Consider the following 14882-nt stretch of genomic DNA (forward strand, 5'->3'; position numbering starts at 1 on the left):
ACACTCATCTTAAATTCGATTATTATGTGTGGAATTGTTGGTTATATCGGTAAAAGAGAAGCTTATCCGGTTATTATTAAAGGCTTAAAACGTTTGGAATACAGAGGCTACGACAGTGCAGGTGTTGCATTGGTAGATAATGGCGCTTTAAATGTGTACAAGAAGAAAGGAAAAGTAGCTGAACTGGAAGAAGAAGCACTTGGCAAAAATATACATGCACATATTGGTATTGGGCATACACGTTGGGCTACTCATGGAGAGCCCAGCGATAGAAACGCACATCCGCATGTCAGCAACAATGGTAATCTGGCCATGATTCATAATGGTATTATTGAAAATTACGTTGCTATAAAAAATGATTTACTGAAAAAAAGCTATCACTTTACCAGTGATACAGACACGGAAGTATTACTGAATTTTATAGAAGACATTCAAAAGAACAATAGTTGCAGCTTAGAAGAAGCTGTTCGTATCGCTTTAAAAAGAATTGTAGGCGCCTATTGTATTTTATTGGTAGATAAAAACGATCCTGAAACTATCATAGCTGCCAGAAAGGGCAGCCCGTTGGTAATTGGCATAGGTAAAGGGGAGCATTTTTTAGCCAGTGATGCCTCTCCAATTATTGAATATACCAAAGAAGTGGTGTATGTAAACGATTATGAAATTGCCATTGTTAAACCCGATGAGCTTACTTTAAAAAATTTAGGCAACGAGAAACAAACCCCTTTCATAACGCAATTGGATATGGATTTAGCTGCCATAGAAAAAGGCGGTTATGAACATTTTATGCTGAAAGAAATTCACGAACAGCCTGAAACCATTCACGATTGCTTACGTGGCCGATTGTTACCCGATGTTGGAAAAATTATGATGAGTGGTATCGAAAACCATATTGAAGCACTTACACAGGCACAACGTATCATTATTGTGGCTTGTGGTACCAGTTGGCATGCCGGTTTAATTGCAGAATATATGATTGAAGAATTATGTCGCATCCCGGTAGAAGTTGAATATGCCAGTGAATTCAGATACAGAAACCCTATCATACACCAGGGAGATGTTATTGTTGCCATTTCACAAAGTGGCGAAACAGCCGACACATTGGTGGCATTAGAAAATGCAAAAGAAAAAGGTGCTTTTATTTTTGGAGTTGTGAATGTAGTAGGCAGTAGTATTGCCCGGTTAAGCCATGCAGGTGCCTATACCCATGCAGGACCTGAAATTGGCGTAGCCAGTACCAAAGCATTTACCGGTCAGTTAGCCGTATTGGCAATGATGGCTTTCAAAATAGGTTTGGCCAAAGGCACGTTATCTTATGAACGTTATAAAGCACTCATGCATGAATTAGAAACCATTCCGGAAAAAGTAAAAGAAATTTTAAAAGATACATCTAATATTCAAAGTATTGCAGAAAAATATAAAAATGCGCACGACTTTTTATTTCTTGGCCGGGGATACAATTTCCCCGTTGCATTGGAAGGCGCTTTAAAACTGAAAGAAATTTCTTATATACATGCCGAAGGATATCCGGCGGCAGAAATGAAACATGGTCCTATTGCACTTGTTGACAATACCCTACCCGTTGTATTTGTTGCAACCAAAGACCGCTATTATGAAAAAGTAATTAGCAATGTGCAGGAAATTAAAGCACGTAAAGGCATTATCGTAGCTGTTGTAAGCGAGGGTGATACAGTATTACCCGGAATGGCGGATAATATTATGTATGTACCGGATGCCGATGAAATTGTAGCACCTTTATTAAGTGTTATACCACTTCAATTGCTCAGTTATTATGTAGGGGTTACAAAAGGATACGATGTAGATAAACCACGCAACTTAGCCAAAAGTGTTACCGTTGAATAATGAATGATCTTAAAATTAAAACAAATGCCTGAAAATAATATTCAAAAAATTCCCATGCCACAATTGGGATACAATTTTATTCCTTTGCAGTTTTTGCCAAAAGGTAAAGATGAATATTATTTAAGAGATACCCAGAACAGAAGCGGTATACAATACAGGCGCTTAACGGCATATGAAATTGAAGCTTTGGTTAAAAACAGAAATACCAGTGACGACTGGAATAATATTCTGGTATCCGATGCATTCAATCCTGAATTGGTAAAAAATTGTAAATTTTTTGGGCTGGTTAGAATTGGTAAACTGGAACCGGTTTGCCTTAACTTTAGTGATTTAACCATTCCTGTAGGTTTATACAACTCCATCATCATTAGTTGCGATATTGGTGATAATGTAGTAATTGACAATGTAAATTATCTTTCGCATTTCATTATTGGCAATGAATGTATTTTGGCCAATATTAATGAAATGGTAACTACCAACCATGCTAAGTTTGGAAATGGTATTGTAAAAGAAGGGGAAGACGAGGCCATTAGAATTTGGATGGAAATTTGCAACGAAAATGGCGGCAGAAGCGTAATTCCATTCAATGGCATGTTACCCGGCGATGCTTATTTATGGAGCAAATACAGAGACGATTTTATTTTGCTGCAACAATTTAAAAATTTTACTGAAAAGCAGTTTAACCAAAAAAGAGGATACTACGGAAAAATTGGCAGCAGAACTGTTATTAAAAACTGTGCAATTTTAAAAGATGTTTGGATTGGTGAAGATGCCTATATTAAAGGCGCAAATAAATTAAAAAATTTAACCATTAATTCTGGTAAAGAAGGGCAAACGCAAATTGGTGAGGGTTGTGAACTGGTAAACGGCATTATTGGTTATGGATGCAGAATATTTTATGGTGTTAAGGCGGTAAGATTTATTATGGCTTCGCATTCCCAATTAAAGTATGGTGCAAGATTAATTAACTCATATTTGGGCAATAATGCTACTATTTCCTGCTGTGAGGTTCTGAATTCACTTATTTTTCCCGCACATGAACAACACCATAATAATTCATTTTTATGTGCAGCACTTTTAATGGGACAAAGCAATATTGCAGCGGGTGCTACCATTGGTTCAAACCATAACTCCAGAGGTGCAGATGGCGAAATGGTGATGGGCCGGGGCTTTTGGCCGGGTTTATGCGTTAGCCTGAAGCACAATTCAAAATTTGCCAGTTATACCATTTTAGCCAAAGGCGATTATCCGGCTGAATTAAACATCACTTTACCATTTTCATTGGTAAGTATGGATAATGAAAAGAACCAACTTGTTATTATGCCGGGCTATTGGTTTATGTACAACATGTATGCATTGGCACGTAATAGCTGGAAATATATTGACAGAGATAAAAGGCAGGAAAAAATTCAATACTTAGAATACGATTTTTTGGCCCCCGATACCGTCAATGAAATGTTTCAGGCATTAGAAACATTAGCATACATTACCGGAAAAGCTTATTTAAATAAAGAAGCGAATAACAGCCAAAATGATGCAACAGCCTGTATTGCAAAAGGCAAGTGTTTATTAGAACAAAGAGATTTGGATACCATTGAACAATTAGAAATTGTATTACCCGGCGTAGAGAATACCAAACGCAAAACCGTTGTAATAAAAGTTTATCAGGCGTACGATTTATACAAAAAGATGATAGCCTACTATGGAGCCAATCATCTTTTAGGATGGATAACATCCAACCAAATCGATAGCATTGCAAGCTTAAAAAAATCATTCACAATCACGAAAAGAAATGAGTGGATCAATGTAGGCGGGCAATTGATGGAAAATGCAACTGTTGAACAATTATTAACCCACATTAAAAAAGGCATTATCAAAAACTGGGAAGATGTACATGATTTTTATCAATTGCAAGGCCAAAAATATCCTTTTGAAAAAACCATGCATGCATTGGCCTCCCTTACGGAACTGTATAATATTGACTGGAAGAAAGTGGATGATTCATTTTTATTGCAATTATTCAATGAAACGCTCAAAACAAAAACCTGGATTACTGAACAAATATATCTTTCCCGAAAAAAAGATTATATCAATCCTTATCGAAAAATGGTGTATGGTTCCGATGCTGAAATGGAAGCCGTAATGGGTAAGCTATCGGATAATACTTTCATTAATCAACAAAATAAAGAACTGAAAACCTTTAAAAAGAAGTTGCAACAATTAACAGAGCAACTGCATTTATCAGAAAATGCTAAAAAATAAAGGGGTAAGAAAATTTAAACCACTACCCCGGCAGATAAACTTCATTCTAATTTGTTGGTTATATTCGTAGTTCGCAAAACTATACTATGGATTCCATCTTTTTTTCAAAGAAGGGTTTAATTGCTTTATTATCGTTTACCCTTTTAATTACATTTATTTTTTACTATTTTTTTGCCATTAAAATTGACAAGGAATATAGCAAATTAATTTATAGTGAAGCCCGCTTTAATGGCATTAGTCAAAATATATTGCAATCATCCAATGCAAATTGGTCATTATTCCTGCAAACTTCATTGAGCAATACACCTAAACATACAAATGAAAACTGGCAGCAGGTTATTGCACAAAACAATGCCCGCTTCGATAGTATTTCTAATCAAAACCTGTTACACCAAAACGACGGATTCATTTTAGACAGTTTAAAAATAGCCAGAAAAAAGTACAATACACTTATTGCTTATTATTACAATCACCTGCCACAAAACAAAGATTCTGTTCAATTGATTATTGAAAGTGTTTTAAATCCGGCATTTCAACAATACCAACAATTTTTAAACAATTTTTTGAAAGCACACAACGATGACATGTTGGAAATGAGTAATCAATTTACTTTCAAAAATTTGTTCAAAAGCAAATTGTATTTATTAATTGGCTTAATACCTGTTTTTTTGCTTATTTTTCTTGCAATGATAGTATTCATTTATGTATTAGTAATTAGTTATGAAATTATTAAAATTTAAAAAGCACCTGATGTTATCAATCAATTAGCAACAACTAATGGTAATGTATCCGGTTTTAAACAGTATAACATGAAAATTCAATTCTGGTCGGTAGGTAAACCACATGAAACATTTGTGCAAGCCGGCATTGAAGATTTTACCCAACGCATTCAAAACTATTTTTCTATTGAATGGGTGATCATAAAACCGGTAAAAAATGCGGCCACACTGTCAGTATCTGAATTAAAAAAAGAAGAAGCCACCAAGCTTCTTAATATTTTACAAAAAGATGATTATCTGATTTTGTTGGATGAAAGAGGGCAACAATTTACCTCCGTTGCATTGGCCGAATTTTTTCAACAAAGAGCCAATGCAGGTCATAAAAAAATTATTTTTTTAATAGGCGGTGCATTTGGTGTGGATGATGTAATTTTAAACCGTGCTGATTTTGTGTGGAGCCTGTCAAAATTAGTTTTTCCGCACATGTTGGTACGGCTAATTTTAGCAGAACAGGTATACCGGGCATGTACTATTTTAAAAAACGAAAAATATCATCACCTTTAAATAGCTGCTCAATCATCTGTATGATTTCAATCACCATCATCATCATTGCGGTTACCTGTATTGTTTCATTCATTGCGTTTTCTAATGACACGCTGATGGATGATTTGATATTCTACCCTCCTGCTATCACTCATCAACACCAATGGTATCGATTTATTACCTGCGGTTTTATTCATGCAGACATTATGCACCTGGCTTTTAACATGTATGCATTTTATATGTTTGGTGAAGCAATAGAAAGTTTTTTTGTGACCATTTTTGGAGATAGAGGCAAACCCTTGTTTTTGATATTGTATATCAGTTCATTGGTGGTATGTTTATTACCTACCTATTTTAAAAATACAGATAACAATTCATACAGAAGTTTGGGTGCATCGGGTGCTGTATCGGCAGTAGTGTTTGCTTTTGTATTTTTAGCGCCTACACAACCATTGGGTTTAATCTTTATTCCTATTGAATTTCCTGCTTTTATATTTGGTGTAATTTATCTTGGTATTTCGGCTTATTTATCCAAAAAAGGCAGTAGCAGAATTAATCATTCTGCCCATTTTTGGGGAGCCATTTATGGGATTGTATTTTTGATTATTACCACCAGATTTCTTAGCTCATTTAATCCTGTAAATCATTTTATTAATGAAGTTACCGGCTATTTCAGATAGGTAATTTTAATGCAGTTGTTTGATGTGGTGGTACACAAACGAAAACGGTTATCGGCACGGTATCCAATTACCCAAATAATTTTTTTATTCATTTCTAATACCCAAACAGCCTCCTTTTCAGGCACAGACAACTTTAAATCTATCAAAAACCGACTGATTTTCTTTCTGTGTTGCATGCCAAAAGGATAAAAATAATCGCCTATTTTCCATTTCCTTAAAATCAGCGGAAACTGAATGGCAGCCTCATCTACAACAATACTTTCCGGCGAAAGTTGGAGGTTTTTGGGTTGCTTTAATTGCTCAAAATGCAATTTCCCATTCGCAAAATCTACATGATTGATAAAAGCAGGTATAACAATTAAATCTGCAGCCAATTCTGTTAATGATTGAATGAGCAACCAGTTTCTATTCCTGATAAAACGATGGGTTGGGGTTTGCAGGATACTTCCATTTTGTGCATCTAATAATTGCGCTACGGCTATCATTTGTTGCGGGGTGCATCCAAAAGGCTTACACAATTCCCACAAAACGGTTTGAAAAGGAATTGCTTTTTTAAATAAGGCAATGGGAATTTGATATCCATCTTTATTGGGTATCAATAATTTTTTTCGATGCAAATCGATAGCCTGCCGATATAAACCGGCAGCTTCTGAGAAACGCCGAATGTTCTCAATAAGCACTGTTTCAATATTGGGAAATTGTTGTAGTAGTATAGGAAGGAGTTGCAGCCTGATAAAATTTCGGGTATAATGATCACTTGCATTGGATGAATCTTCCACCCAACGAATATGATTTTGCTGCGCATAGGCCAAAATATCTTTTTTAAAAGCAAATAAAAGTGGCCGGATAATTTTAGTGTTTTCAGATGGAATACCCTGTAAGCCTTCAATGCCCGTACCTCTGAAAAAATGATGTAGTAATGTTTCAATGTTATCATTAGCATGGTGTGCAGTTACAATAACAGCATTGGGTTTTTCAGAAAAAAATGAATGGCTTAATAATTCATAAAACCATTGGTAACGTAGCTGCCTTGCTGCAAGTTGTATAGAAATTTTTTCAGTTGCTGCAAATTTTACGGTATCTGCCCTGTTCAAAAAAAATTTTGTTTGGTAGTGATGAGTGGCTTCCTGCACTATGCGTTCATCTCTATAACTTTCTTCTCCTCTTAACTGAAAATTTACATGTGCCACTGCTAAAGTAAAACCCATTTTATGCAGTAAATCAAGCAATACCATACTATCAACTCCACCACTCACTGCCAACAATATGGTGCAGTTTTGCGGGTGTAGATAGGAAAATTTTTTTTTCCATTCTTGCTGAAATGCATGCAGTAAATCCATAAATATCAATTAATGCCTCCATACATTGAAAAGCATGCTATGCTTTTTTCATTTCTTTTGCCCAGGTATCTTTAAGACCCACCGTGCGGTTAAATATGAGCTTTTGCGGGTTGGACTCTTTATCGAGACAAAAATATCCTTTACGCATAAACTGATAACGCTCTGCAATGTTTGCATTTTGTAAAGCGGGCTCTGCAAATACCGTATGCATCACTTCTAAAGATTTGGGATTGAAATAATCTTTAAAATCGCCTTCAGTAGCATCCACATTTTCCACGGTAAATAACCGATCATACAACCTTACTTCTATGGGTACAGCATGCGCTACACTTACCCAATGCAAGGTACCTTTTACATGAATACCGCTGGTATCGTTGCCGCTTTTACTTACCGGCAAATAAGTACATTTTAATTCAGTTACATTTCCGGCGGCATCTTTTATTATTTCGTTGCACTGAATTATATAGGCGCTCTTTAACCGTACCATTTGTCCGGGTGCTAACCTGAAATATTTTTTGGGTGGCTGTTCCATAAAATCTTCCCGTTCAATATACAATTCGCGACTAAAGGGCATGGTGCGAAGTCCGGCATTGGGATCTTCAGGATTATTTTCAGTTTCAACCCATTCGGTTTCATCAGCAAAATTGGTAATGGTAATTTTCAAAGGATCAAAAACAACCATTCTGCGAAGCGCTACTTTGTTTAAACGCTCCCGTACATAAAATTCCAACAAACCAATGTCTACCAGGTTCTCCCTTTTGGCAACACCAATACCATCGCAAAAATCGCGAATGCTTTCAGGTAAATATCCTCTGCGGCGCATGGCACTGATGGTTGGCATACGGGGATCATCCCAACCGGCTACTAATTTTTCATTTACCAATTGCAATAATTTTCTTTTACTCATTACCGTGTAAGAAAGATTACGGCGAGCAAATTCGTATTGATGTGATGGGTAAATACCTAATTGCGCAATAAACCAATCATATAACTCCCTATGCGGAACAAACTCTAATGTACAAATGGAATGTGTTATATTTTCAATGCTATCACTTTGTCCGTGTGCAAAATCATACATAGGATAAATACACCATTTATCTCCTGTACGATGGTGGTGTGCATGTTTAATGCGATACATTAAAGGGTCACGCATGAGCATATTGGGATGTGCCATATCTATTTTAGCACGCAAAACCTTTTCGCCATCCTGATATTTTCCATTGCGCATTGCTTCAAAAAGTTGCAGATTTTCTTCTACACTTCTGTTGCGATAAGGGCTATTTACGCCCGGTTGTGTAGGGGTTCCTTTTTGTGCAGCAATTTGCTCACTGGTGCTGTCGTCTACATAAGCCAATCCTCTTTGAATTAACTGAACAGCAAATCCATACAATGTTTCAAAGTAATCGCTGGCATACAATTCATGTTTCCACTCAAAGCCTAGCCACCGAATATCTGCTTTAATGCTTTCTACATATTCCGTATCTTCTGTTATCGGATTGGTATCATCAAATCGTAAGTTGGTGTATCCGCCATATTTTTTTGTAAGTCCAAAATTCAGGCAAATACTGGTTGCATGCCCCATATGCAAATAGCCATTGGGCTCAGGAGGAAATCGGGTAATAATTTGTTTGTATTTACCCGATGCCAAATCTGCTTCAATAATCTCTTCCAGAAAATTTAAACTTTTTTCTTCGCTCATACCTCTGTTGGTTGTAGTGGACAAATGTACGTTATACACGTATATAAAACTTGCTGCAAGCCTTTGTTCAATGATTTATACTCATTGATGCATTATAGAAAATTCGCTTTAAAGCACTTTTAACCTATTATATTAAAATTGTTAAAACCATATCTAAAAGCAGCAGAAAGCCTATTTTGCAATTCTAATAAGAAACTGCGTATTACAAATTGATGAATCAGCACAAATATATTTTTTTGCTTTTTGTTTTGTTTTTCCTGCAGCAAACTACTATTGATGCACAAAGCGGTGTTTGTTCCTTAAAAGGGCAAACCCCTGCCAGCGCTTTCCCGGTTTGTGGAGTTAAAACATTCACACAAGGCTCTGTTGGTATTTGCGTCAATACACCCATACCCGTACCCCCTTGTAATAATGCATTTATAGCCACCAATAAAAACCCTTATTGGTATAAATTTACCTGTTACCAATCAGGCACCCTGGGTTTTATGATTACACCCAATACATTAAGTGATGATTATGACTGGCAAATATTTGATATTACAGGTGTTGACCCCAATACTGTATTTACCAATGCTTCGCTTTTTGTAGCCTGCAACTGGTCGGGAGTTGGTGGTTTAACAGGTACTTCCGATACTGCTTCAGCAGCCAATCAATGTGCTTCCCCACCCACCTATGCACAGGGCGGTGTTTCGCCCTTTAGTAAACCACCCAATATTATTGCAGGGCATATCTATTTGTTATTGGTAAGCCATTATACTGACAGCCAAAGCGGATATAGTTTATCATTTTCTGGTGGTACAGCTAGTATTACAGATCCAAACATTCCTACTTATATAAAAGCTTCAGGTATTTGTGGTGGCAAAGAAGTGTATATTAAATTAAGTAAAACGGTTCAATGTACTTCTATTGCTGCCGATGGCAGTGATTTTACACTTTCTCCGGCTGCCACTGTACAATCTGCCTTAGGTGTTGGTTGTAATAATGGCTTTGATACAGATTCCATTATTGTTCAGTTAAATTCACCGCTTTTTCCTAATAATTACAGTATTCAACAATTGATGGGTTCTGATGGAAATACGCTGTTAGATAACTGCTTCAATGCGGTACCGTTGGGTACTCAATCTTCTTTTACCATTACTTCGCAACAATTGGTAAAAGCCGATTTTTCTTATGCCATTCATTATGGTTGCCAGTCAGATACCGTTCAATATACTTTACAGGCGCAAAATGCTACAGATTGGTTATGGACTTTTGATAATGTAACGACCAGTACCAATGCAAATCCGGCAATTATTTATCCGAGTCTGGGGCAAAAGCAAATTAAATTGGTGGCATCTAACAGCGTTTGTGCAGACAGTATTTTTAAAACCATTGTATTGGATAATTATCCGCCAAAAGCATTTTTTATAGCACCCGATTATATTTGCCCGAATGATGCTGTAAACTTTACAGATTCAAGTGTTGGGTTGATTACAAAATGGTATTGGGATTTTGGCAACGGACAAACCAGCGGCTTACAAACGCCTGCTGTACAAAATTATCCCAACAATAACCGAACTACCAATTATCCGGTTCAATTAATAGTTACCGATACTGCAGGTTGTACCAACACCTACACCAAACTGCTCAAAGCAGTTCCCAATTGCTATATTGCTGTACCATCAGCATTTACACCAAATGGAGATGGATTAAACGATTATTTATATCCGTTAAACGCATACAAAGCCATTAACCTGCATTTTTCAGTGTATAATCGATATGGGCAAATTATTTTTCAAACAACAGATTGGACCCAGAAGTGGGATGGTACCGTAAATGGTTTGGCACAGCCGAGTGGTACCTATATTTGGACGTTGAATTATACCGATAGCCAAACCGGAGAAAAGTTTGCTTTAAAGGGCACCACTGTTTTAATCCGGTAAATGATAAGTTTTTATGAATTGAATGGCAGCCATCATATCGTCATGCAGCACCCGGTCTTTTTCATTAAAAGTTACCACTTTTCTAAAATCAGTTATCACTTTTTCAATAATTGGCGCACTGGTTTCGGGACGTCGAAATGTTAATGCCTGAACCGCAGTTAACAATTCTATGGCCAACACTTTTTCTACATTTTCAATAACACGATAACATTTTGTAGCGGCATTGGCCCCCATACTCACATGGTCTTCCTGATTGTTTGAAGATGAAATACTATCTACACTGGCAGGTGTACACAATTGTTTATTCTCGCTTACTATTCCGGCTGCTGTGTATTGCGGAATCATAAAGCCGCTATTCAAACCAGGGTCTTTTACCAAAAACAAAGGCAACCCACGTTGGCCACTAATGAGCTGATACGTTCTTCGCTCGCTAATATTGGCTAATTCACTCATGGCAATTGCCAAGAAATCTAATCCTAACGCCAATGGCTGTCCGTGAAAATTTCCGCCGCTTAAAATAGTATCCTCATCAGGAAAAATATTTGGATTATCCGTTACCGAATTAATTTCACGTGTAAAAGTTTCCTGTACAAAATGCAATGTATCGGCAGTCGCACCGTGCACCTGGGGTATGCACCTAAACGAATAAGGATCCTGTACCTGATGTTTTTTTTGAAGTGCTATTGGACTATCCTGTAAATATTTTCGCAATGTTTCAGCGCATGCAACCTGTCCACTATGCGCTCTGATTTGATGAATCAGTGACTGCAAAGGTTCATTTGTACAATGAAACGCATCGAACGAAATGGATGCAATAAAATTAGCCCATTGCAACAAATGATATGATTGATGAATACAATATACCCCATAAGCACTCATAAACTGAGTACCATTAATTAAAGCCAAACCCTCTTTACTTTGCAAAGCAAGCGGCTGCCACTGCAATAATTCAAAAGCTTTAGTTGTTGGCATTTTATTGCCTTTATACTTTACTTCACCCAATCCAATTAAAGGCAAACTTAAATGGCTAAGGGGAGCTAAATCTCCGGATGCTCCCAAAGAACCCTGGGTATACACAACAGGCAAAACAGCTGCATTATACATATCAGCCAGGCGTTTAACGGTAGCCCATTGTACACCGCTATGGCCATACACCAACGATTTTATTTTCAACAACAAGATTAATTTCACAATGGCTTCCGGCACTTCTTCACCCATTCCGCAGGCATGAGACATTAACAAATTATATTGTAATTGTTCTATTTTTGCTTTATCTATTTGCACATTTTGCAAATAACCAAAACCGGTATTAATACCATAATATGCAGCCTGCGCATTTTGCATTTTCTCATCTAAATAATTACGACATCTGATTACTTTTTCCTGAGCATCTTTGTCAATATGCAGTTCAAACTGCTCATGAATGGTAGTAGCAATTGCTGAAAGTAAAATCCACTCGGTGTTTACAGTAAAAACAGGCAACTTCATATAGCAGCATTTATTGCGTAAATGTAAGGCAAACTAATATTGAAAATGTATTTGAGTGTAATCAACACAATAAATGTTCTGTCAATTAAAAAAGAAAAAACAGCTTCAACAAAAACATTAATCGTTCATGGTTTTATTGTAATGTATATTTGTTACCTCTCGTTCATCTTTTATTTCTGAACAAAAGCTGTTACATGATGCTACCTAATTCCATGCGGGCATTGCAGTATAGAAATTTCAGACTATACTTTGGCGGTCAGGCAATATCACTGATTGGCACTTGGATGCAAAGGATAGTTGTAAGCTGGTTAATTTATACTTTAACACATTCTGCCTTTATGCTGGGTATTGTAGCCTTTGCAGGACAAATACCAACTTTACTGCTATCACCCTACGCCGGCAGTTATGTTGACAGGCATAGCCGTTATAAAACTTTACTATTTACGCAAATCGCCTCTATGATTCAAGCAGGCATTTTAGCAGCATTGGTAATAACAGGTACCCATACAGTCAATAGCATTATAGTATTAAGTGTATTGTTGGGCATTATCAATGCTTTCGATACACCAGCCCGACAATCTTTTATGATTGTATTGGTTGAAAAAAAAGACGACTTGCCCAATGCTATTGCTTTAAATTCAAGCATGGTTACATTGGCACGTTTAGCCGGGCCGGCAGTTGCAGGCATATTACTCAGTAGTTTTGGAGAAGGTGTTTGTTTTTTCATTAATTTTTTAAGTTTTATTGCAGTAATTGTATCGTTACTATTCATGAAAATAAAAGTACCACCTGCCAAAACAATTAAGGAGCCCATCTGGGAAAATTTGAAAGAAGGTTATCAGTATTTACAACATAGCAAAGGCATCCGATCGGCTATTTTATTAATAGCCTTAATCAGTTTTTTTGTAATGCCCTACAATACATTATTTCCGGTATATGCACAACAGGTATTTAAAGGCAACGTAACCACATTTAGCTGGCTAAATAGTATTGCCGGTTTAGGAGCATTAATGGGCGCTGTTTATGTAGCCACTCTAAAACCCGGTAAAGATTTTTTAAAAATTATTACATGGTCTAATGTATTAACATCTGTTTGCATTATATTTTTTTCATACATGCAAAATTTATGGATTGGATTAGCCATTATTATGTTGGGCGAAAGTGGACTGCTGGCATTAATTGCATCTACCAATACCTATATACAAACCCATGTTGAAGAGCGGATGCGAGGCAGAGTAATCAGCTATTATGTAATGGCATTCCTGGGTATTCAGCCCATTGGCAGTTTAGTAATTGGATATTTAGCGCATAAAACCAGTGCACCATTTACTTTGTTGCTGGAAGGTATTGCAGGAATTATTTCGGTTACTGCTTTTATTCCTGCATTTAAAAAAGCCGGCATGGGTAAGGTGATGAACCCTGCCATTGAAAAATATATTCCAAAAAATCCCTTTAAATAAAAAAACTTAATTATAAAAGTACAATGCTGAATTCATTTCAATTTCGGTCAAAAAAACCTCATCGGTTTGGATGAGGCCTTTAAATTTGATGTAGTGATTCGGATTGGATTCGAACCAATGACCTACTGCTTAGAAGGCAGTTGCTCTATCCAGCTGAGCTACCGAACCAAATGTTTAGGGCGCAAAACTAAATTTTAATTAGTTTGCATCCAAACACATTTCAAAAAATGGACGTAAAAATTGAAAACAGTTGGAAAGAACAGTTACAAAAAGAGTTCACTAAACCCTATTTTTTGCAAATTGTAGCCCATTTAAAAACAGAAAAAGCTACCGGAGTTACCATTTACCCACCCGGTAGTTTAATTTTTAATGCGTTTAATACTACCCCATTTCAGGAAGTAAAGGTTGTCATCATCGGGCAGGACCCCTATCATGGGCCACAACAGGCTATGGGCTTAAGTTTTAGTGTTCCCAATGGTATTACCCCACCACCCTCCTTACAAAATATATTTAAAGAATTACAAGACGATTTAGGTATGCCCATCCCCTTAACCGGCAACCTCACTCCTTGGGCAAAACAGGGCGTTTTATTGTTAAATGCCGTATTAACAGTGCGTGCCAATGAAGCGGCCAGCCACGCTAAAATTGGCTGGATGAATTTTACCGATGCTGCCATAAAAAAAATTTCTGAACAAAAAAAAGGAATTGTTTTTTTGCTTTGGGGAAAATTTGCGCAGGAAAAACAACAATATATTGATGCGAATAAACATTTTATTTTAAAAGCGGCTCATCCTTCTCCACTTAGTGCCCATAACGGTTTTTTTGGATGCAGGCATTTTAGTAAAACCAACGAAATATTAATGAAACAGGGCAAAACGCCCATTGACTGGAAACTTTAAATGATAA

General features: G+C 36.7%; 11 protein-coding genes and 1 tRNA gene. 8 read left to right on the forward strand and 4 right to left on the reverse strand.

The window, feature by feature from the left end:
• The first annotated feature begins 24 nt into the window (after positions 1–24).
• The 5 genes from glmS to AC3QLY_RS14305 all read left to right on the forward strand — a co-directional run bounded on the left by glmS (position 25) and on the right by AC3QLY_RS14305 (position 6067).
• Positions 25–1863, forward strand: coding sequence for a glutamine--fructose-6-phosphate transaminase (isomerizing) (gene glmS / locus AC3QLY_RS14285; protein ID WP_218330354.1), 1839 nt, complete (start codon positions 25–27; stop codon positions 1861–1863).
• Between the two features lie 24 nt (positions 1864–1887).
• Complete coding sequence (locus AC3QLY_RS14290; protein ID WP_218330353.1) at positions 1888–4125, forward strand: DUF4954 family protein; 2238 nt, start codon at positions 1888–1890, stop codon at positions 4123–4125.
• Between the two features lie 86 nt (positions 4126–4211).
• A complete protein-coding gene (locus AC3QLY_RS14295) occupies positions 4212–4865 on the forward strand; it encodes a hypothetical protein (RefSeq protein WP_074418148.1) in 654 nt (217 codons plus the stop codon).
• Between the two features lie 69 nt (positions 4866–4934).
• Positions 4935–5408, forward strand: a complete 474-nt coding sequence (locus tag AC3QLY_RS14300; RefSeq protein ID WP_218330352.1) for a 23S rRNA (pseudouridine(1915)-N(3))-methyltransferase RlmH — start codon at positions 4935–4937, stop codon at positions 5406–5408.
• A 20-nt stretch (positions 5409–5428) separates the two neighbouring features.
• Complete coding sequence (locus tag AC3QLY_RS14305; RefSeq protein ID WP_492989897.1) at positions 5429–6067, forward strand: rhomboid family intramembrane serine protease; 639 nt, start codon at positions 5429–5431, stop codon at positions 6065–6067.
• Here the strand turns inward: AC3QLY_RS14305 and tilS are convergent.
• Positions 6055–7407, reverse strand: a complete 1353-nt coding sequence (tilS, locus tag AC3QLY_RS14310) for a tRNA lysidine(34) synthetase TilS (protein ID WP_492989898.1) — start codon at positions 7405–7407, stop codon at positions 6055–6057. The two genes, AC3QLY_RS14305 and tilS, sit on opposite strands and share 13 nt — an antisense overlap.
• A 37-nt stretch (positions 7408–7444) precedes the next feature.
• A complete protein-coding gene (locus tag AC3QLY_RS14315) occupies positions 7445–9106 on the reverse strand; it encodes a glutamine--tRNA ligase/YqeY domain fusion protein (RefSeq protein ID WP_218330350.1) in 1662 nt (553 codons plus the stop codon).
• Positions 9107–9342: 236 nt separating this feature from the next.
• On the opposite strand from AC3QLY_RS14315, the gene AC3QLY_RS14320 reads away from it, so the two are divergent.
• Positions 9343–11028: a T9SS type B sorting domain-containing protein gene (locus AC3QLY_RS14320; RefSeq protein WP_287100676.1), complete on the forward strand. Its 1686-nt coding sequence runs from the start codon at positions 9343–9345 to the stop codon at positions 11026–11028.
• Here AC3QLY_RS14320 and hutH read toward each other — a convergent pair.
• Positions 11017–12516, reverse strand: coding sequence for a histidine ammonia-lyase (gene hutH / locus AC3QLY_RS14325; protein ID WP_074418152.1), 1500 nt, complete (start codon positions 12514–12516; stop codon positions 11017–11019). The genes AC3QLY_RS14320 and hutH overlap by 12 nt on opposite strands.
• A 194-nt stretch (positions 12517–12710) precedes the next feature.
• Between hutH and AC3QLY_RS14330 the strand changes: the two genes are divergently transcribed.
• Complete coding sequence (locus tag AC3QLY_RS14330; protein ID WP_074418153.1) at positions 12711–13976, forward strand: MFS transporter; 1266 nt, start codon at positions 12711–12713, stop codon at positions 13974–13976.
• A 94-nt stretch (positions 13977–14070) separates the two neighbouring features.
• On the opposite strand, the gene AC3QLY_RS14335 is transcribed toward AC3QLY_RS14330, so the two are convergent.
• A tRNA-Arg gene (locus AC3QLY_RS14335) sits at positions 14071–14144 on the reverse strand.
• 59 nt (positions 14145–14203) lie between these two features.
• Between AC3QLY_RS14335 and ung the strand changes: the two genes are divergently transcribed.
• Entirely contained in the window at positions 14204–14875 is a 672-nt protein-coding gene (gene ung / locus AC3QLY_RS14340; protein ID WP_074418154.1) for a uracil-DNA glycosylase, read from the forward strand.
• Positions 14876–14882: the final 7 nt, after the last annotated feature.

This window comes from Hydrotalea sp. GW822-HT8A01 (assembly GCF_058798575.1).